The following is an 18982-nucleotide window of genomic DNA, read 5'->3' as shown; positions in this document are numbered from 1 at the left end:
ATATACAATTTTTGGTTTGTAGTGAGGACTTTAGTTTTCTTTCTTAAGTTGGGAAAAAAAACTGAATTCCTCACTACGAACCGGGGTAAATTAACTATTTTAGAAGTTCCACATGACTGGGTTGTCATCTAAACTCTCGGTGACTGTTCGCCCGATCGCGTCAATTTCTTTTAAGTCACCCTCACTCAATTTTATCTCAGCAGCTTTAGCATTTTCGGCTGCTTGTTCGGCATTCCGCGCGCCGACAATGGCATTGGTTTGTGGCTGGCAAATCAACCACGCTAAAGCTAAATTTCCCAAGCTTGTTTGGTGGCGATCGGCAATTGGTCGCAGTTGATTTAATGCTGTTTGGACTCGGGCGTAATTTTCTTTGATAAACAGCTTGCTTTTGGCGCGGTGATCGCCTTCTGCAAACTTGTGTTCTGGCCCAAATTTACCTGTCAATATTCCTTGAGCTAGAGATGAATAGGCAAGAATTGAGATATTATGTTCAACACAGTAGGGCATGGCGTCTTTTTCTACCCAGCGCCAAAACAGAGAATAAGGTGGCTGCAAGCTGTCAATGCGTCCGTATTGAGCGGCTTCTGCTATTTGGGCGCGGGAGAAGTTGGAAACGCCGATCGCCCGAATCTTCCCCTGTTCTTTCAATTTGTTCAGCGCGTCCATTGTTTCGGCAATGGGTACTAATTCACTATTCCAAGTGCCGGCGGGCCAATGGATTTGGTAAAGGTCGATATAGTCGGTGTTGAGGTTTTTTAGCGATCGATCGCAAGCTTCAATTACCAAATTGGGTTTGAGGTGATTGGCGAAAACTTTGCTAGCATAAATTACTTGCGATCGCACATCTGAAAGTGCTTGGCCGATAATTTGTTCCGAATGCCCTTCTCCGTAAACCTCAGCCGTATCAAACGTAGTAATACCGGCCTCAAAAGCGGCGCGCATTGCTTTAACAGTTTCAGCATCCTCAATTCCCACCCACATCCGCTTCCCCGCTTGCCAAGTCCCCATAATTATCGGGCTAATTTGAATTTCCGATGTCCCCAATTGTCGCTTTTCCATACCCTAAGTCCTCATTTTGCTTTTTAATATTTACCCTCAGCCGATCTCATTTTAACAGAAAAAAGATGCTGTACTTGCTTTCACGCAGCGATTTTGTTAGTATTTTGTTACTATGGTTAAAATAAAACTAAAATTGCTATGAAATCAACTACTCGCGCGCTGAAAGAATGGAATGTAGCGGTTAATGCTTTGGAACAAGCCCAAACGATTCTGCTGTTGCGAAAAGGGGGCATTCGCGAGCAAGCAGGACAGTTTAATGTTGCTGACAAGCAGGTTTTGTTGTATCCAACTTTTGAACACCAACAGCCGGATTTATTAAAGCCGGATTTTGCGAGTCAAGTAAAAACAGTTGAATCTGGTTGGCATCCTGAAATTATTAGGATTGGCAGTTGGGCTGAGATTACCGATGTTTTTTTGGTAGCTTGGGAACCGGCAATTGCGGCACTTTTTCCTTACCATATTTGGAATGAAAAATTTATCAGCGACCGCCTAAAATGGAAACAAAACCAACCAATAAATGTTCTATTTTTGCGGGTTTATCGGCTAGCAGAAACTGTAGAAATTCCCTACATTTCTGCCTACGGCGGTTGCCGTTCTTGGCTCGATTTGGTCACTTTTATTTCGGTGGAGGGAAGCCAAGCTGTTTTGGGCGATCGAGAGTACATTGCACGGTCGAATGAAATCCGCAACTGCATCGCGAATCCTCCGAATGATTCAGGTTTGCAGAAAGACAAAACGCTGACCGTTTGTAGTGAGGACTTTAGTCCTCATTAATAGTTTTTAATGTACTTTTCGAGAGGTATCCTTCCACTAAACCCAGCCCAAAATCCGCAGCTAATGCCATCAAAGCAGCCGGAATTGCCCCCGCCAAAAGTAACTGATTGTTGACTGTCGCAACGCCTCGGAAAATAAACACCCCCAAGCCGCCGGCGCCAATTGCAGCGGCGATCGTTGCTAGCCCGATCGCAATTACCGCAGCAACTCGCACCCCCGCCAAAATTACCCCCAGCGCCAGCGGAATTTCCACTTGCCACAACAGTTGCATATCCGTCATTCCCATGCCTGTTCCCGCTGCCACAATCGCCGGATCGACGCCGACAATCCCCGTATAAGTGTTGCGGATAATCGGCAGTAAAGAATAGAGAGTAAGGGCGATGATTGCCGTGCGATCGCCAATTCCACCCAATACCGGCACCGGAATTAGCAAACCAAACAAAGCTAAACTGGGAATTGTTTGCATAATATTTGCAAATCCCAAAATCGGCTTTTTCAATTGGGGTTTTCTTGTTACTAAAATCCCGAGGGGAATCCCGACAAGAATTGCGATCGAAATTGCCACAGTTACTAAATATAAGTGTTCAAGTACACGCTGAATTATCTCCGCACCGTACCGATTTATAAATTCTATCATTGGGTAATATCAACTCCGTTAGAATCGGAATAGTAGATTGACTGTTGACTGTTGACTGTTAAGATGATGTATGAGTGCAACCGGAATTGATCTAATTGGTAATATAATTTCCGTTTGGTTGGTAGTGAGGACTTTAGTCCTCCGAATGATGCGGACTAAAGTCCTCACTACGAACCTGTTTTTTACATATAGCGGTTCTCAAGCGTGGTGAGGTATGCCCGGTTTGGCCACGGAGGCCTATGCCCACGGAGGCCTATGCCCTATCCCGGATAGTACCTCATATGAGAGCTTGAAAGGCTATAGTAGCAGTATTTTTTTTACTCTAAATGCAGGCAATTTTTTTAATGAAAGACACCCTTTTTATAATGGTAAATAAAAGATATCGCATAGAATTTTACCCAGTCCCCCGTAATTGCAAACATTCAATAAATGCCCGAGATTCTGGATGCTGAGATTTTATAAAATCATCTGGGGATGCCAATTCAACCAACCTTCCATCTTGCATCAAACCAATTTTAGAAGCCAACAAAAAAGCTTCTTGAATGCCGTGAGTCACAAAAATCACAGTTTTGCCGAGTTGTTGCTGCAATTGACCGAATTCCCGCTGCAATTCTAGGCGAGTAATCGGGTCTAAAGCGCCAAACGGTTCGTCCATTAATAGTACGGGAGGGTCAGCCGCTAGTGCTCTGGCGACCCCCACTCGCTGCCGCTGTCCGCCGGATAGCTGATGGGGATAGCGTTTGGCGAAGTGCTGGGGGTCGAGGTTGACTAATTCTAAGAGTTCGCGGACGCGAGATTTAATCCGCGAACCCTCCCAACCTTCCAATTTCGGCACTAAACCGACGTTTTGCTCGACGGTAAAATGGGGAAACAAACCGATTTCTTGAATTACATAGCCAATTTTTCGCCGCAGTTGAATAGGGTTCCACTCAGTTGTCGGTTTTCCCATAACAAGCACTTCGCCACTGGTTGGCGTGAGTAAATTGTTAATCAATTTCATGGTAGTAGTTTTGCCGCTACCGCTGCGTCCCAGCAATACTAAAACTTCTCCTTGCAGCACTTGAAAATTGAGTTTTTCTACTAAATGCCTGCGGTTGAGACGGTATGTCACTTCAAGGCATTGGACAGCAACTTCATGATTGAGAGCCATGATTTGTTTTGGTGATGTTGGTTTTTAGCAATTGGCAAATTTACATACAGAGGACTATAAACCGGGTTTGTTTCTAGATGATTCTGCGCTCAACCCAAGATAGATCGGAGAAACCTGGTTTGTTTGGTCTTATTTATTGTAAGGTGCGTCTGGGCTGAATGTGGCGATCGCACCTAATAATTTTTCCCTGTCATGCACCCTACAGTTAGTTAGCTGAAATCTAAAATCCAAAATTTAAAAGCTAAAATTGTCTTGGTTTTGCCATTCTAGCAACAATGCTCGACATTGCAGGCAAGTTAATTTTTTGAGCAAGTCGCGAATTCCGTCGGGGGTGACAGGATATGCAGTGCCGAGAAGTTCGGGGTTTACTGTTGCTGTGGGGTGCAATTCTGCTAGAAAACCGTAGAGTTTTTGATTGGAGAATGAACTGTTGATTGCCCAGCCTATGGTGTTAATCGGTTGGATGCGGACGATCGCACTTTCTGTCACGCCTAGTTCTTTTTTGATTAGAGCTGGAACTGCGCCTGCTGGCGTTGTGGCTTCTGGTACGCGACCGCCGGGAAAATCGAGAGTTGCTGCTGCCACGCCGGGGCGATACATTGGCTTGGGAAACAGCAATTTGTCAGCTTGAACAGTCAAGATCACAACAGAATCTGCTCTTTCTACTCGCCAATATTCTACTATTTGTCCTTCGGTAGTTTCGAGATGTTCGGCGATTAGTTTAACCCAATGAGAATTGATTTCTAGAAACCGATCTAGAGTTTTCCACTGGGATTTTGAAGTTTTGTTCATGTCAGAAGGAATGAGAAAGCAACAATAGGGAATAAAGAAAAAACTTGAATTGCATTCAATCGTTTTATTATCTTGAAATTCATCTGTGTTTATCTGTGTCAATCTGCTTTGAATCTGCGGTTTCGGGATCGATCGCACATTTATCCAATCTTCTCTGCTGCAATCCAACGACAGCGTTCGCAACAATAGCCGATCGACCTTTCGAGCTTTGAGCCACTTTTCCCTCTCAATTATAAATTTTTGCAACAACTATACATAATCTTCAAAATAATTCGGTATTATAGACTACATAAATTAAATTATCTGTGCCTTCGCTTTCGGTTGTTAAAACCCCGCAAAAAGTGCAGACTCTTAGCTAGACAGGAGTAGTTATGCAACTGCAAACAGATATTCGTACTTGGCAGCCACCAGCAAGCGCCGCGACTGTCCGCAACTGGGAAAAATTTGGCTGCGCCGTACCTGCACCACAACTGGCTCCTTCGATGTGGGTAAAATTGTTCAATCCGCCAACAGCATTCAGTTTTGACGAAGCGTGGCTGTTGTGTCAGTGTTCGGAACAAAAGTGGCTAGCTTGGATTCCCGATTATGGCGAAATTTTGTTGAGTACGAATGAATTTTGCGCTACTTAATCGAGAATTAGAGTGCTAAAATCCATAGGCTTCGGACTCCACAGCATATTTTGGAAAAAAACCCTGGTTTCTGCGGAATTATCGAACCAATTAATTGAAATTTTGACAAAAGAGCAATAGAAAACCTATTGCTCTTTTTGTTGTACAAAAACACTCTCTAGTTTTTGTCTTCAGACAGCGAAACTTGCGCGCTTATTTGCAAACTGCACGGTTATTTGCGTTTCTGACAATCGTGCCTACTTTGCCATTAATCTGAATCGGGTTCTTAGTGCTGGCTCGAATCAAGCGGGGCTGCTTACCCAGACATTCTTTGATTGATTCTGACCAGGTGGTGAGAGCGCTGGTGTATTCTGTACGAGTCGCTGGTGCGCGAAACTCATCGGTAATTAGGTGATCCGTGGTGATGCTAGTGTCAGTAGCAACATTGGTAATAATTGGAAAGTCAAAGGATCTGGGCAGGGTTCTGTCAGGTATTTTGCCCGGTACCATCTGGTATTTCATCGAGCCACCTTTGTAGTCAATACCTGCTTGGGGGGTTGTTTGAGCGAAGGCTGGAACAGGCAAGCTTGCTACCAAAACGGTGCAGCAACTCCAAAATAATTTCGATTTCATCCGATTCATCTCCTCAACTTTATGACGATTAGCACGAATTAGACAGGCTCCACAAACATTAGCTTCTATTCATAAAAAATATGATGCTAATGATTTTTTCATCTGGAGTTTTACCGATCTAATCTATTAATGTACATCCTTAAAAATGTGAATACTGGTTGGTCGGACAAACTGTAGAATGGTTTCAGTTGAGTAAGATATTTACACATCTGAAGTTGTTACAGCGTTGGGGACTCGATTTTACCAGAATGATTCATTTTTGATCGATGTTATTGGAACTTTATCAAATTTTGTCTCAGATATCAAGTTTTGTCGATCGCACATGACATTTTAACACTGGGAAAGCAGCTCGATCGCGCTTTGAGTGTTGCAGGCTATACCAGGGCGAGAAAAATGCTAGATTACATCTAGGGGCGTTTGAGTATTTTCAAACGACAACAGACACAGAAGGGGCTTCAAAATAGGTGATTTTAGTGGAAGATAGCAAATTTATAGACGTATCGGAAATTATGGGTGTTCCCGTCGCTCCTGCGGGGTACAAATCTGGCTTTGTGGGTATTGTCGGGCGCCCGAATGTCGGCAAATCGACGCTGATGAATCAGTTGGTGGGGCAGAAAATTGCGATTACTTCGCCGGTGTCTCAGACGACGCGCAACAGGCTGCGGGGCATCCTGACAACGCCTGAAGCACAAATTATTTTTGTGGACACTCCGGGAATTCACAAGCCTCATCACGAATTGGGTAAGGTTTTGGTGCAGAATGCCCGCACCGCGATTGAGTCGGTGGATGTGGTGCTGTTTGTGGTGGATGCTTCGGTGGAATCGGGAGGGGGCGATCGATATATTGTCGAAATTCTCAGGAATACCAAAATTCCGGTGATTTTGGGGATGAATAAGTTGGACGAACAACCGGAGGATTCCGTGTTGATCGATCGCACTTACGAGCAAATTGTCAATCCCCAGTGGCCTGCCGTCAAGTTTTCGGCCCTAACGGGCGAGGGCGTCGAACCGCTGCAACAATTATTAATCGAACATCTAGAAATTGGGCCATACTATTATCCACCAGATTTGGTGACTGACCAGCCGGAACGCTTTATTATGGGCGAATTGATTCGGGAACAGATTTTGCTGCAAACACGAGAAGAAGTGCCGCATTCTGTAGCAATCGCGATCGACATAGTTCAAGAAGAAGCCAAAATTACGCGCATTCTGGCGACAATTCACGTCGAACGGGATTCCCAAAAAGGTATTTTAATCGGTAAAAGCGGCAGTATGCTAAAGTCGATCGGCAGTGCAGCCCGGGAACAGATTCAAAAGTTAATTGAAGGTAAAGTTTATTTGGAGTTATTTGTCAAGGTACAGCCGAAGTGGCGGCAGTCCCGAACTCGTTTGGCCCAATTGGGCTATCGAGTGGAAGAATAAAACTTTATTTGTTAGAAGTTTCCCTATCTTAATCCTGATCTGCTCAGAAGCAGAGTTGAGAACTTCATCAAACGCTTTGAAGGTAAATCAGAGGAGGGACAGTTACAAGCTTGAATGAGTTGCCCGCAGCCAAGCTAATTCTACCTGAACCCGACGATCTTCATCATGGTAAAACGAATACAGTTGGGTCATTGTTAGTCGCGATCGTAGCAACACAGCCGAAGCTGGCTTAGGAATGATAATTAAATAACTTACAATCTTTATTGTTATTGTGGGATGGGCTCTCCCGCCCATCCCACAAATATGTGTAAATTATTTAATTCGCGATCCTTAGATGTTCCTACTATGAGAATTAGATTAAGTAGGTAGGTGGGGAAATTCACAAGTATGTAACAAAACATTAACTATGGTGACGGGACTTAAATTTAATACGTTGTGTACTGTAGTTTCCTCTTTTTCCTCTAACTTCTACTCCCTGAATTACGGCCTAGGCAAGTTCTAATTCATCCTCAAACAAATGTCGCAGCTAATTCATCTTGTTTAATGTGTTGCCACTCTAATTCAATTGGGTTCATTTCGGAACAATCTTTGGGCAAGCAAAAGATATATAAACCCTGACATTTCCACTTAGACCACAACTGTTTAACCTCCTGAGATATAGCGGTTCGATCGCGTTGTGATGTATGCCCAGTTTGGCCGCTAGGCACCTCATATGACAGATAGAAAGGCTATATCGTAATCTAGTTTTGTTTTTTCGCACCGACTTACTTAGCATCGGAACGATCGAACCGCGAAGATGCTTATATAGCAACCGCCACATCGGTTAGGGCTATCTTGAAAACTGAAACCTTTATTTGGCAGGCTTTCCACCTCTGACTCCTGACTCCTGACTTCTGCTATAGCACGTTCGGCTTCGCCGAAAGCCGTTCATTCGATCGGCTATTTCGGATATTTGGGGGAAAATGTATACTTGGCTGCGGGGTAACGGGTAATTGGGAAAAAAATAATTGGCGATCGATTCGGGACAGATTACCCATTACCCATTACCCGACATTAGATTAACTTATCACTAAAAATTCAGGAGAGCCGTTTTTTTCCGGAAATTCCCATTATCATTATCAGCAGTGTGGAGTGAAAGGAATTTCAAGTGACCGGAAATCATCTGTGGCAGCAACTACGAAAACAATCGCGTTTTGTGGCGATCGCCCTGGCAGCGGCTGCGATTAGCTTTGTCATTGGTATGCTGATGCCGACAAACCAACACTATAGCAATAATCCTGCAACCGCTCAAGTACACAATCTTAACCAATCCTTAACGGTAAATCCGTCAGTAAAACAGATAGCAGACGATCGCACAGCGTTTAATCTCGATCGCACTGTTGAAAAACTTCTTACCGTATTAGAATCCCAAGAAAAACTTTTGACTTTTGTTCCTCCCGAACAGTTTCAAGGAACAACAGTTTTTGACGGAAAAGTCAAGAATTCTGAGAAAGTTATTGCTTTAACTGTAGACGATGGGCCGTGGCCGGAAACAACGGAACAAATGCTCGATATTTTTCAGCAAAATGATGTTAAAGCAACATTTTTTTGGCTAGGTAAATCTATCGAAAATTATCCGAAAATTGCTCGCATGGTTGTGGCTCAAGGTCACGCGATCGGAAATCATACGTGGCATCACTGGTACGATCCGATGGATGCGGCGACGGCGGCTGATGAAATCGATCGCACGGCTAAACTTATTTACGAAACAACGGGAGTTAAAACTACTTTCTTTCGCCCGCCGGGAGGAGTGTTGAACAATGGTTTGGCTAAGTATGCTAAGGAGCAGAATTATGCTGTAGTGATGTGGTCGGTAACTTCGGCAGATACCGATCCCCGCGCTCAACCGTCGGCTTTTGTGGAGAATGTGTTGAAGGGTGCGAAGCCGGGAGCAATTGTTTTGATGCACGATGGCGGGGGCGATCGATCTCGTACTATTAAGGCTTTACCGGAGATGATTGCGGGTTTGAAGCAGCAGGGATATCGGTTTGTGACAATTCCTGAGTTGCTGGAAATGCAAGAGCAATCAGCCTAAATTGTGCGGGCGATTGCTTGTCTTTTTTTGAGGGTAATACTAAGACTAAACAAACCCGGTTTCTACGATAAGAAACCGGGTTTCTGACTCTCTGTGCGTCTAAGACTGATATCAATTACGGCTGTACGGGAATGATTTAACCACAGAGAACGCAGAGAACACAGAGTCAGAGCAGAGAGAGATGAATAATTTCGATACTAACGGATTTGATATGACTGAGGAAAATGCCGCTCGCCCAAATCCCCTAAAAAAAAACCGATCGGCCGAAGATAATCAGCTTTGAGATATCAAATATTACCAATCAAACCTTGTCTGAATTGCCATTAATTCCACTAGAATCACCCGATAGCCCAAACCTCCCTCACTGGCTGCACTCGTTAGAAACCTGCGAGAGTACCAACAGTTGGGCGATCGCCCGCGCGGCAAAACTCCACCACGGAGATGTAATATTTACCAAGCAGCAAACCAGCGGGCGCGGTCAACACGGACGCACTTGGTATTCGCCGCCCGGTGTTTTTACTGCTAGCTTTGTCCTCGACAATCTCAATCCCAATCTGTTACCCGGACTTAGTTTAGCAGCCGGTTTAGCTGTGATTTTCGCGATCGAAGATTTGGTTCCCGAATGTCGCGATATGCTGCGCCTGAAATGGCCGAATGATGTTTGGATCGATCGCCAAAAATTAGCCGGAATTCTCTGCGAAGCCACTTCTAGCAATGTTTCTGGCAAAACTCGCGCCGTTGTGGGAATTGGACTCAACCGCTGCGTAGATTTCGCGGCCGCCCGATTGGATGAAAAGGATCTCGGCAATGCGGTAAGCCTGCATTCTATTGTTAGTAAAGTACCCGAGGAATTTTGTTTGCTCGATCGACTCCGGCACTATTTACTCGAACTAGCCGATATGTTTTCCACCGCCGACAGGCCCGCCGAAAAGTCCGGTTTAGCGCTACTTTTACCCGAATTGCGCCGACGCGACGCCCTGATTGGCTGTAATGTGGCGATCGAACTTGCGTCGGAAACCATCTGCGGAGAAGCCGCCGGCATTGACCGAAGCGGCCGCTTGTTAGTATGCTTGGCGGGCGATCGAATACAAGCCTTTACCTCCGGGCGAATTCGATTAAATTAAAAATCATTAATCACACCAAATCCGCCTTTAATACCGACTCTTATTTCTTCAGTCGGCGTCCGGCGGACATCGTTTGTGTAGACGCGAATTCCATTCGCCGACTCTTATTTACCAATTACCAATGACCAATTCCCTATTCCCAATTCCCATTTTCCAAATTTAATTTACCACCTCAAATACTACTAACCGACTCAGCCACAGCGGTTGATTAGCCTCCACACCTTCAGGACGACCCTTAGTAGAAGCAACCTGTAATCTGTTACCATTTATCCCTTGTTTAACCAGAGACGCTTTCACATTTATTGCCCTTTCCAGTGCCAACTTTTGATTTTCCGCCGGACTGCTTTTCAAATCGCTGTAGCCAATAATCCTAAAACTTTTCGTGCTGTTTTTCTCCATATATTCCTTGACTTTTTTTAGCTTTTGTGCTACGTCTTTTGGCGACAAAAATGCCGAACCCACACCGAAATAAAGGCGAATTGCCATTGCCTTTGACAGCGGTTTAGAGCCTGTTTCCACTGTATTTGTTACAGACTTCACCCCCGGAATTTTCTCAAAAGCTTGAGTTATTTTCTCAGCATCTGTCGCTTTGCTCACGCTACCTGCAATCGCCACTTTTCCCTCAGCGTACCGAGCCGAAATATCAATGCTTTCTAGTTTATTCAAAAGCTCCGCAGTCCGCTTGACATCGGCAGCAGCTAAAACTGGATCGGGAGGTACTTCAACGGCGATAATTTTATTATCAATGCTTAATTTTGGAGCAGTTTGTTGAGCTATTTTTTCCGCTTGCGATCGCAGCTTTTGATTCGGTACTCGTCCCGAAATCTCCAAAACTCGATTTTTAACATCTGCCGCGAGGCGATAAACCGATAACTCGGGAGCAGATTGTAAAGCTAAATTTGTATCTGCTTCTATACTCGCTGCAATTGAGCTGCGGTATTGATGAATTCCCCAAGGTATGCCAATCAAACCTAACGCCGCCAAACCGATAATTGGTAAAATTGGCTGTTTGGGAGATTTAGTTTTTATGTTATCTCTCTCAATTAACTTTTGCAAGTTCGTGTTTATTTCGGGCGGCACTGCGGTGGGATCGCCGTTAAATGATTGGATTACATCCCCGTATTCTTGAACAATATTTGTGAAAACTGCTCGCATTTTGTACTTAAACCACTGCCTGGTTTCTCCCTGCATTACTACTGCCAAATAACACGAACCCGCTACTTCCAATACAATTTTAGATGTGCCATATTCTATGGCATCAATCTCTGCAATATTTCCAGACTGAGAGATACAATCGTTGACAAATGCGCGAATAGCAGTCAGCATACCCGCTACCATGTCTGATTCTAGCTGTTCGCGTTCAGACTGCTGCACTGCCGAAATTACTAATCCCGACGTTGTTTGAATCAAAAAAACAGCTTTAACAGTCAGCGGTGTTGTTTCTTTAATCAGCAATTCTGCTTCAGAAACTCCCTGTAATTTGGCTTTAATTTTGCGACTAATTCCCTCGGTACTTAAAGATGATTCGAGTTTTTCATTAATCTGCCCCATCATCTCTGCGATGTATTTTAAAATTGTGCTGCCGAGAATCGGATAAAGTGCATCAGACATCGCTTCGGGCTTGAGATAAATTTGCTGTTTGATAGCAGAGGCAATTTCCGGCGCGATCGCCATTGCAATTTCATCGGGCGACTCACTGATTGTGTGGGTGATTCCCACAGGAAGAGCCGGCGCGATCGCTATTCCCATCGAGCGCTTGTTTTCTCTGGTTTTGGTATTAATTACTTCATCAATTATCGGAGCTATTGTTTCGGAAAACGATTCTCTCGACTGATTAATTGTTTGGAGCATCATTTCGGGAAAGAGCAGTTTAATTTTGCTCACTAATTCTTCCCGATCTCCTCCCCATTCAACCTCTGTTATTTTGCGTTCTAGTTCCTCTACTTTACCGTTTAGTTTGTAATTATAACCTACAACTTCATCTAACAATGGTAAAATAGATTCGATCACAGAATTTTCTAGTTGGGCGTGATGGCTAACCATCAGCTCGTCAATCAAAGGTTTCAGTAAATCTGTAAACAAGTCTGTCGATTCATAAATCCGGTGTTCGATCGCCACAATCTTTTCTTCGATCTTGGCAAGTCTTCCATCTATCTTTTGATTCTGAATGATTGCATCGACAGCCGGGGCGATCGCAGATTCTATCTCTAGCTTTGCGGCGGCGATGTTGCTGGACACCATCTCTACAATTGCCGGCATAATTCTTGCCATCAAGCCTTCTATCTCAGCTAAAACTTGCTGCTGAACTTCAACAATCTTACTTTCATTTTTTAATATTTGTGCCGCAATACCGCTGTTTTGAATAACAGTGTTGACAGCCGGCGCGATCGCCTCTCTCGCTTCTAACTTTGTCTCGTCAATTTTCCGATTCAGCGACTCAATCATTAACGGCATCAACCTTGCCATAATTTCTTCCGGTTGAGAGTTTTGCTGGCGCTGAAGATTATTCAATCTACTTTCTACGCCGCTCAATTTGCCTTGAACTTCTCTTTGCAGAATTGCTGATTCAATCAAAGGTTCGATCGCCGCAGCCACCTCTAATTTTGATTCATCGATTTTACGGTTCAGCAAATCAGTTATTGCTGGCATTAGCACCGCCATTATCTCTTCAGGCTTCTGAATTGGCGACTCCCCGGCCGCCAGCCTGCGCTCGATGATGCTCAATACTTTTTCTTCTATTTCTACCCAAGCTATTCTTACCTGTACAGACGGTGCTACAGCTTCGACAACCTCTAACTTTAATTCACTAATTTTGCGGTTTAGCAAATCGCTAACTACCGGGACTAGCTGCTTGACCAAATCTTCCGGTTGCTGCTGGGAACGCTGCTGAATATTCGCAAGCTTATCTTCAATTATTACTACTTTTTCTTGCAGTCCGTTTTGATTCTGAATTACTTGATTGACTGTCGGTGCGATCGCCGAAGCTACTTCTAACTTAGACTCCTTTACCTTGCGATTGAGCAGATCGTTCACCACCGGCATCAGCCGTTCCATCGACTGTTCGAGATTAGGTAGCTGCTGATAGTTGAAGCCAGCAATTTGATTTTCCAAATCCGCTAATTTTGCCTGGAATTCGAGGGGATTAACTCCCTCGTTGCTGGTGAGTTCGATCGCCTTTTTCAATTCCGACTTCAACCCCTCAACTTCTTCTTTCACTAACCCAGGAATTAACGGTTTGATTAAATTTATCAACTCCTGCGGGTCAGACATCAGCTTATGAAAACTTTCTAACTTTTGTTCGGAGTTCAAAACATGACTGTACAATTCCGGCACATCCCTTTCAAACACCAATTGCTGCAACTGCTTGAGTTGCTGCGCTGCTTGTTCTAATTCTTCCTCCGACAATCCATAATTGTTGGCTGCATTCGCGCTACTTGATAAACCTGATTCTTGATTAGTTTGTAGTCTTTGAGATGGTATCTCTTCATTTTTAGTCAATACTTCGGGTACAATCGCCGATGATTCGATCACAAAAGACAACCTAGTGCGCCGATTTTCCTCATCCTCAAATCGATCTCTCTGCTGTTGAGATGGCGGTAACTTCAGCTCCGAAAACCCCTTCTTTGATTTCTTTAATAACTGCAATTCAGTCAGTATGCTTAGCAATTCCTGAAGTTGATCGCCAGCGTTGGAAATTGCCAGACTTTCTGATGAAATCTCTTTTTCTGGCTGATAGATTTTGCCTAAATTATCATTAGATGCTGCCATACTTTGCTACCAAAATCTGATTTAAACCGCTCGAAAAAAATGATTAGTTGGCTGATCGTCTCACTACTGCGAAAATCAATAGACATCTCCAATAATTATTGTGGAACGGGCAGGATACCTGCTCGCTTACTGGCTTTTTAGGATTTGTCTAATAGGAATGACACAATTAATTTTTCGCCCCGGGCCGATCTCGCGCCTATCGATGTATCTTAACTGCTGTTCTGCGACTAGCCAACTCGGCCGCCAACTGCAATGCTGCTTTCATGCTGGAGGCATCGGCAATCCCTTGACCTACAATATCAAAAGCTGTGCCGTGATCGGGAGATGTGCGGACAAAGGGTAAGCCAATTGTTGTATTGACTGCTTTGTCGAAAGCCATCAATTTTACTGGAATCAACCCTTGGTCGTGGTACATTGCCAAGTAACCGTCGTGAGCTTCCTTGGCTAAGCCGTACCAAACTTTAGCCGGTTTTACCCACAGGGTATCCGGTGGTACTGGCCCGTCTAATTGCACTTGAGGAAAGCGATCGCGCTGCGTTTCCAACCAAGGTATCATCCAGTCTTGCTCTTCCTTTCCCAGTTTGCCATTTTCGCCACTGTGAGGATTTAAGCCAGAAACTGCAATTTTCGGTCTTTCTATCCCAAAATCTTCCCGCAAACACTCTACCAGCAATTCTAGTTTTTCGCTCAGCAATTCTGGAGTCAAAGCATCGGGTACTTGACGCAGGGAAATATGTGTGGTAGCGAGTAAAGTTACCAGCGTCCAACCGCTGTGGGGAGATGTGGCGGCAAACAGCATTCCGAACCGCTGCGATTTGGCTTTTTCTGCCAGGAGTTCTGTTTGTCCGGGATAATTGTAACCTGCAGCTTGCCAGTTGGTTTTAGAAATTGGCCCGGTAACGATCGCACAAAATTCGCCGGCGAGGGTATGGGCGATCGCCCTTTCCATATACGCAAAGCTAGCCGCGCCGCTAGCTGCATTCCCGACACCGGGGACAATCGCACCCCATTTGCTGTCTGGTGCTATATCAATAATCTTTAATGTTTCGGGATTTGCCAAAGATGCCGCAGCACGATGGCTCGATCGCCACCCGTCGTAAGTTTGCTGCAAAATTGCCCGCGAACCGAAAACCGTCACCGCCAAAGCAGCAGCGGGATCTGCCAAGGCTTTGAGAATCACTTCCGGGCCTATTCCCGCCGGATCTCCCAAAGTTACAGCTAGTTTTGATTCCCGATCGAGACTCAAGGCAGTTTTCTCCCACAAAATACAGGAATTTCCGCAACGAGTCAAATTTTACCATTTAGGCAACTAATTTCCCAAAATTCTCCGTAAAATGCCAACAATCCGGCGAATGCCACGCCGGGGTTGGAAACCATCACCAGGCTTGACACTTTCTGGTAAGTTTTTGGATGCCGATCGTTGATCTTAGTAGCTCGATACAGTAAAATACCTACCATGACACAGGCTGTAACACAGTTGATACGTTAAAGCGCGATCGGCAAGTGGAACAACGGTCAAGAAGTAGTAATCTCACGTGAGATACCAGCCACTTTCAAAACTGTACAGCGAAAGTTGACATTTTCCCTAAAAAAGTAGGGCCCGGCTTGCCCAAACTCTAGGTCAGTATCCTAGTAAGCTTGATTCAGACGAACCGGCACAGATTTTCTAAACTCGACTGTTTGGTTGTTACTTTGGTAGGGTCAAACAGTTGAGGAATTGCTCGCAAGAGATAGCTAATTTTAACCCGTCGCCTAATCGAGAATCCCCGTCTTTAACACAGCGGAGAGTGTCAAATTATGTTGATTTTGCGATCGTCAAGGAACCCTAAAACAAATGAACCCTGAATTTCTCAGCGCAGCCTTTTTATCATTTTCCCTGATTTTCGTCGGTATCGGTGGAGGCTTCCTGTTGCTCAAACTCCAAGGCGGCGAAGAATAAGTTATCATACCCGACCCATAAACCGGTTTTTTCTACCACAAAACATCGTGCAGCACCATTGGCAAGATTAGAAAAACCCGGTTTATCAAAAACATCCTGAAAACCCTGTTAATTTATGCCAGGGATAAAAAGACCCAAGAGACTAAAGTATCCTAGTTAGATATTTACCAAATCCGAGTAAAATTAGTCGAGGGAGGTGGAACAAAAGGGGTCGATCGACCAACCAGAACTTTCTCCAAATACCCACAGCTAAATACCCATAGCTAAAGTCAAAGATAGACAGCAGCAAGAATCCGACTTAAGAGGATGGCGATTTGTAGAACAAGACCAATCCTACATATCAAAATCTAGCTTCTTAGGTCGAGACTTTCTAACAGCAAAAATCGGTTAAAAACCCGAGAATTGGCTGCCTTCAGGTAAGCGAATCAAGCGAGGTTTGTACCGTTTTAGACAAACTAAATCAGCAGAACGAGTTAGTAGCAGGTTGCTGACAAACCCTTTAATAATTAAACTTTGGAGTAATTCATCCCCCAGAGTTTGTCCTCAAAAATCCCCGCGCTTTCAGATCCGGGAGTGTCAAAAAACACTCGCTCTAGGTGGACAGCACTCAAACAAAAAATGCTTTTTACAAAAACGATCGGCTGCCGTTGCCAATATCTAACTATAAAAAGCCCAAAGCAAAATTTTGACCAGGATTATGGCTATCCAGGTATTACCCTCTGCCCCTCTCCACCTGTCCCATCTCTCTCTGTCCCCTTTCCAATCCCGGAGGGCGATCGTTTGATGAGAGGATTTCAGGTTTTTGTTAAGTTTTTATAAAAAACTGAGAAAGACCTGATACCATTTTATAGAAAGTTTAAGATTCATAAATTAATCCCTAGATGACTTTATTGATTGTAGGTGCCACCGGCACTCTCGGCCGCCAAATAGCCCGCCGCGCCCTAGACGAGGGCCACCAGGTGCGCTGTTTGGTCAGAAGTTACAGAAAAGCTGCATTTTTGAAAGAATGGGGCGCCGAACTGGTACCGGGGAACCTTTGCCAGCCCGACAGCCTGATTCCTGCAGTAGAAGGTGTCAGTGCTATCATCGATGCAGCAACAGCCAGTGCAGCCGATTCTGTTAGCATCAAAAGAGTAGACTGGGATGGAAAAGTATCGCTGATCCAAGCAGCAGCAGCAGCAGGCATCAAGCGTTACATCTTCTTTTCCTTTCTCGATGCCGAGAAATATCCGCAAGTCCCCTTGTTGGAAATTAAGCGCTGTACAGAGCTGTTCTTAGCAGAATCCGGTCTAGATTACACAATCCTGAGACCTTGCGGCTTTTTGCAAGGACTGCTGAGCCTGTACGCAATGCCGATTTTGGACAATCAGGCAGTCTGGCTGCCCAACAAGCCGTCAGCTCTTGCCTACATGAACACTCAGGACGTTGCGAAGTTTGCCATCCGGGCGCTTTCGGTTCCCGAAACCGAGAAAAAAACCTTTCCGGTAGTGGGAAATCGAGCTTGGGATGCTGAAGAAATCGTGCGGTTGTGTGAGCGACTGTCTGGGAAGCAAGCGAAAATTACGCGCACCCCAGATGCCTTGTTGCAGACTACTCGTCAATTTGCTAAGTTCTTTCAGTGGAGTTGGAACGTAGCTGACAGATTGGCTTTTTCAGAAGTTTTGGCGGCCGGAAAACCCTTGAAAGCTCCGATGGATGACGTTTACAGTGTCTTCGGAATCGACCCTAAAGAAACTACTACTTTGGAGTCTTATCTCGAAGAATACTTTAATCTGATTATGAAGAAGCTCAAGGAAATAGAGTACGAGCAGCTTAAGACTAAAAAACGGAGTAAACAAAAAATGCCTTTTACATTTTAAAGTGCCGAAAGCTGGGATTATATACAACGACGTTAAACCAGTCTCTTGTCGCATCGCCGAAGAGTTGAAAGACAAGCTGACTGCCCGCGGCTGGGAGGTCTGTGCGGTTTCCGGTGCCGGGGGAATTTTGGGCTATTCTAGCCCAGATCGCCCGATGTGCCACACTCCGATCGACCAACTCGTCCCCCCCGGTTTTGACAGCGACATGGAGTTTGCAGTGGTTTTGGGCGGCGACGGCACCGTGCTGTCGGCATTTCGCCAAGTTGCTCCCATCGGAGTGCCACTGCTGACTGTTAATACCGGTCACATGGGCTTTTTGACAGAAACTTACCTAAACTTGCTGCCGCAAGCTTTGGAAAAGGCGATCGCCGGAGAATATGAAATAGAAGAACGATCGATGCTGGCGGTGCGGCTGTTTCGGGAAAATGACTGCCTCTGGGAAGCCCTTTGTCTCAATGAAATGGTGCTGCACCGCGAACCGCTGACTTGTATGTGTCATTTTGAAGTGGCGATCGGGAATCACGCCTCTATTGACATTGCCGCAGATGGAGTAATTATCGCGACTCCGACAGGATCGACAGCTTACGCATTGTCTGCCGGCGGACCTGTAATTATTCCCGGAATACCGGTGCTGCAATTGATACCCATTTGCCCTCATTCAATGGCTTCGCGGGCTTTGGTGTTTTCCAACACCGAACCGGTCAAAATTTTGCCGGCGAGTCCCGACCGCCTGGTAATGGTGGTAGATGGGAACGGCGGATGTTATGTTCTGCCGGAGGATTGGGTGCAAATTGAGCGATCGCCCTACCCAGCCCGCTTTGTTCGGATAAAATCTTTTGAGTTTTTCCACATTTTGCGGGAAAAATTGGGCTGGGGGCTGCCTCACATTGCTAAACCGAATTCGGTTGAGTTGCCTTAATAGTTGTTGATAATGAGCGGATCGCTAAAGTCCCGTCCTTTTAGGGCGGCTTTTTCTTGGCGTTCAGGTTTGTAAGTTTTTGTGCAGGATAAGGCTCGATCGGAATCTCCTACGGAATCCTTAATTCTCGATCGAGATTCCGAATCATCTCCAATGTGAGCCAGCGTTTGCGAGATAACGTTAGTACACAGGAACATTTTTGTTTAACATCCCACCCATTACCTA

18 protein-coding genes are annotated in these 18982 nt (G+C 45.0%); 8 read left to right on the top strand and 10 right to left on the bottom strand.

The genetic code is table 11. From position 1 onward, the window contains the following. Window positions 1–99 precede the first annotated feature (99 nt). A complete protein-coding gene (locus IQ270_RS19395; protein WP_193974781.1) occupies window positions 100–1059 on the bottom strand; it encodes an aldo/keto reductase in 960 nt (319 codons plus the stop codon). 138 nt (window positions 1060–1197) lie between these two features. On the opposite strand from IQ270_RS19395, the gene IQ270_RS19390 reads away from it, so the two are divergent. Beyond that, window positions 1198–1833, top strand: coding sequence for a DUF1802 family protein (locus IQ270_RS19390; protein WP_193974780.1), 636 nt, complete (start codon window positions 1198–1200; stop codon window positions 1831–1833). Here the strand turns inward: IQ270_RS19390 and IQ270_RS19385 are convergent. The 4 genes from IQ270_RS19385 to IQ270_RS19370 all read right to left on the bottom strand — a co-directional run bounded on the left by IQ270_RS19385 (window position 1820) and on the right by IQ270_RS19370 (window position 4629). After that, window positions 1820–2470, bottom strand: coding sequence for an ABC transporter permease (locus IQ270_RS19385; RefSeq protein WP_193974779.1), 651 nt, complete (start codon window positions 2468–2470; stop codon window positions 1820–1822). The two genes, IQ270_RS19390 and IQ270_RS19385, sit on opposite strands and share 14 nt — an antisense overlap. 394 nt (window positions 2471–2864) lie before the next feature. Then, window positions 2865–3620, bottom strand: coding sequence for an ATP-binding cassette domain-containing protein (locus tag IQ270_RS19380; RefSeq protein WP_193974778.1), 756 nt, complete (start codon window positions 3618–3620; stop codon window positions 2865–2867). A gap of 234 nt (window positions 3621–3854) precedes the next feature. Beyond that, entirely contained in the window at window positions 3855–4412 is a 558-nt protein-coding gene (locus IQ270_RS19375; RefSeq protein WP_193974777.1) for an NUDIX hydrolase, read from the bottom strand. A 79-nt stretch (window positions 4413–4491) separates the two neighbouring features. Further along, on the bottom strand, window positions 4492–4629 hold the full coding sequence (locus IQ270_RS19370) for a hypothetical protein (RefSeq protein WP_193974776.1): 138 nt from the start codon (window positions 4627–4629) through the stop codon (window positions 4492–4494). A 154-nt stretch (window positions 4630–4783) separates the two neighbouring features. Between IQ270_RS19370 and IQ270_RS19365 the strand changes: the two genes are divergently transcribed. Next, complete coding sequence (locus IQ270_RS19365) at window positions 4784–5041, top strand: hypothetical protein (RefSeq protein ID WP_193974775.1); 258 nt, start codon at window positions 4784–4786, stop codon at window positions 5039–5041. A 192-nt stretch (window positions 5042–5233) separates the two neighbouring features. On the opposite strand, the gene IQ270_RS19360 is transcribed toward IQ270_RS19365, so the two are convergent. Further along, entirely contained in the window at window positions 5234–5653 is a 420-nt protein-coding gene (locus tag IQ270_RS19360) for a hypothetical protein (protein WP_193974774.1), read from the bottom strand. A gap of 509 nt (window positions 5654–6162) precedes the next feature. Between IQ270_RS19360 and era the strand changes: the two genes are divergently transcribed. The 3 genes from era to IQ270_RS19345 all read left to right on the top strand — a co-directional run bounded on the left by era (window position 6163) and on the right by IQ270_RS19345 (window position 10272). After that, window positions 6163–7074 (top strand): GTPase Era, encoded by a 912-nt coding sequence (gene era / locus IQ270_RS19355; protein WP_228056512.1) that lies wholly within the window; start codon window positions 6163–6165, stop codon window positions 7072–7074. A 1147-nt stretch (window positions 7075–8221) separates the two neighbouring features. Further along, on the top strand, window positions 8222–9148 hold the full coding sequence (locus IQ270_RS19350; protein WP_339384231.1) for a polysaccharide deacetylase family protein: 927 nt from the start codon (window positions 8222–8224) through the stop codon (window positions 9146–9148). A 308-nt stretch (window positions 9149–9456) separates the two neighbouring features. Then, window positions 9457–10272, top strand: a complete 816-nt coding sequence (locus tag IQ270_RS19345) for a biotin--[acetyl-CoA-carboxylase] ligase (protein ID WP_228056509.1) — start codon at window positions 9457–9459, stop codon at window positions 10270–10272. A 159-nt stretch (window positions 10273–10431) separates the two neighbouring features. Here IQ270_RS19345 and IQ270_RS19340 read toward each other — a convergent pair whose 3' ends face one another. The 3 genes from IQ270_RS19340 to IQ270_RS19330 all read right to left on the bottom strand — a co-directional run bounded on the left by IQ270_RS19340 (window position 10432) and on the right by IQ270_RS19330 (window position 15498). Beyond that, entirely contained in the window at window positions 10432–14040 is a 3609-nt protein-coding gene (locus IQ270_RS19340; protein ID WP_193974772.1) for an OmpA family protein, read from the bottom strand. 196 nt (window positions 14041–14236) lie between these two features. After that, window positions 14237–15304: a 4-hydroxythreonine-4-phosphate dehydrogenase PdxA gene (gene pdxA, locus IQ270_RS19335; RefSeq protein ID WP_228056510.1), complete on the bottom strand. Its 1068-nt coding sequence runs from the start codon at window positions 15302–15304 to the stop codon at window positions 14237–14239. Window positions 15305–15327: 23 nt separating this feature from the next. Beyond that, entirely contained in the window at window positions 15328–15498 is a 171-nt protein-coding gene (locus IQ270_RS19330) for a hypothetical protein (RefSeq protein WP_193974771.1), read from the bottom strand. Window positions 15499–15874: 376 nt separating this feature from the next. On the opposite strand from IQ270_RS19330, the gene IQ270_RS19325 reads away from it, so the two are divergent. The 3 genes from IQ270_RS19325 (at window position 15875) to IQ270_RS19315 (ending at window position 18757) form a co-directional block, all read left to right on the top strand. After that, window positions 15875–15979: a PetM family cytochrome b6-f complex subunit 7 gene (locus tag IQ270_RS19325; RefSeq protein WP_193974770.1), complete on the top strand. Its 105-nt coding sequence runs from the start codon at window positions 15875–15877 to the stop codon at window positions 15977–15979. An 881-nt stretch (window positions 15980–16860) separates the two neighbouring features. Beyond that, a complete protein-coding gene (locus IQ270_RS19320) occupies window positions 16861–17838 on the top strand; it encodes an NmrA family NAD(P)-binding protein (protein ID WP_193974769.1) in 978 nt (325 codons plus the stop codon). A gap of 1 nt (window position 17839) precedes the next feature. After that, on the top strand, window positions 17840–18757 hold the full coding sequence (locus tag IQ270_RS19315) for an NAD(+) kinase (protein WP_193974768.1): 918 nt from the start codon (window positions 17840–17842) through the stop codon (window positions 18755–18757). Here IQ270_RS19315 and IQ270_RS19310 read toward each other — a convergent pair. Then, the gene (locus IQ270_RS19310; RefSeq protein ID WP_193974767.1) at window positions 18754–18954 is read right to left on the bottom strand and encodes a hypothetical protein; all 201 of its coding nucleotides are present in this window, start codon (window positions 18952–18954) and stop codon (window positions 18754–18756) included. The genes IQ270_RS19315 and IQ270_RS19310 overlap by 4 nt on opposite strands. Between the last annotated feature and the right edge of the window lie 28 nt (window positions 18955–18982).

This window comes from Microcoleus sp. LEGE 07076, from assembly GCF_015207455.1.
Taxonomy (GTDB): Bacteria; Cyanobacteriota; Cyanobacteriia; order Cyanobacteriales; family Microcoleaceae; genus Microcoleus.
Note: the sequence above shows the minus strand (reverse complement) of the source record. Positions and strands in the feature narration are given on the sequence as shown.

Excerpts from the sequence above, each read along its gene's own strand:
- IQ270_RS19395 (WP_193974781.1), bottom strand. The coding sequence starts at position 1,059 with ATGGAAAAGCGACAATTGGGGACATCGGAAATTCAAATTAGCCCGATA.
- IQ270_RS19390 (WP_193974780.1), top strand. The coding sequence starts at position 1,198 with ATGAAATCAACTACTCGCGCGCTGAAAGAATGGAATGTAGCGGTTAAT.
- IQ270_RS19385 (WP_193974779.1), bottom strand. The coding sequence starts at position 2,470 with ATGATAGAATTTATAAATCGGTACGGTGCGGAGATAATTCAGCGTGTA.
- IQ270_RS19380 (WP_193974778.1), bottom strand. The coding sequence starts at position 3,620 with ATGGCTCTCAATCATGAAGTTGCTGTCCAATGCCTTGAAGTGACATAC.
- IQ270_RS19375 (WP_193974777.1), bottom strand. The coding sequence starts at position 4,412 with ATGAACAAAACTTCAAAATCCCAGTGGAAAACTCTAGATCGGTTTCTA.
- IQ270_RS19365 (WP_193974775.1), top strand. The coding sequence starts at position 4,784 with ATGCAACTGCAAACAGATATTCGTACTTGGCAGCCACCAGCAAGCGCC.
- IQ270_RS19360 (WP_193974774.1), bottom strand. The coding sequence starts at position 5,653 with ATGAAATCGAAATTATTTTGGAGTTGCTGCACCGTTTTGGTAGCAAGC.
- era (WP_228056512.1), top strand. The coding sequence starts at position 6,163 with ATGGGTGTTCCCGTCGCTCCTGCGGGGTACAAATCTGGCTTTGTGGGT.
- IQ270_RS19340 (WP_193974772.1), bottom strand. The coding sequence starts at position 14,040 with ATGGCAGCATCTAATGATAATTTAGGCAAAATCTATCAGCCAGAAAAA.
- IQ270_RS19330 (WP_193974771.1), bottom strand. The coding sequence starts at position 15,498 with ATGGTAGGTATTTTACTGTATCGAGCTACTAAGATCAACGATCGGCAT.
- IQ270_RS19325 (WP_193974770.1), top strand. The coding sequence starts at position 15,875 with ATGAACCCTGAATTTCTCAGCGCAGCCTTTTTATCATTTTCCCTGATT.
- IQ270_RS19320 (WP_193974769.1), top strand. The coding sequence starts at position 16,861 with ATGACTTTATTGATTGTAGGTGCCACCGGCACTCTCGGCCGCCAAATA.
- IQ270_RS19310 (WP_193974767.1), bottom strand. The coding sequence starts at position 18,954 with ATGTTCCTGTGTACTAACGTTATCTCGCAAACGCTGGCTCACATTGGA.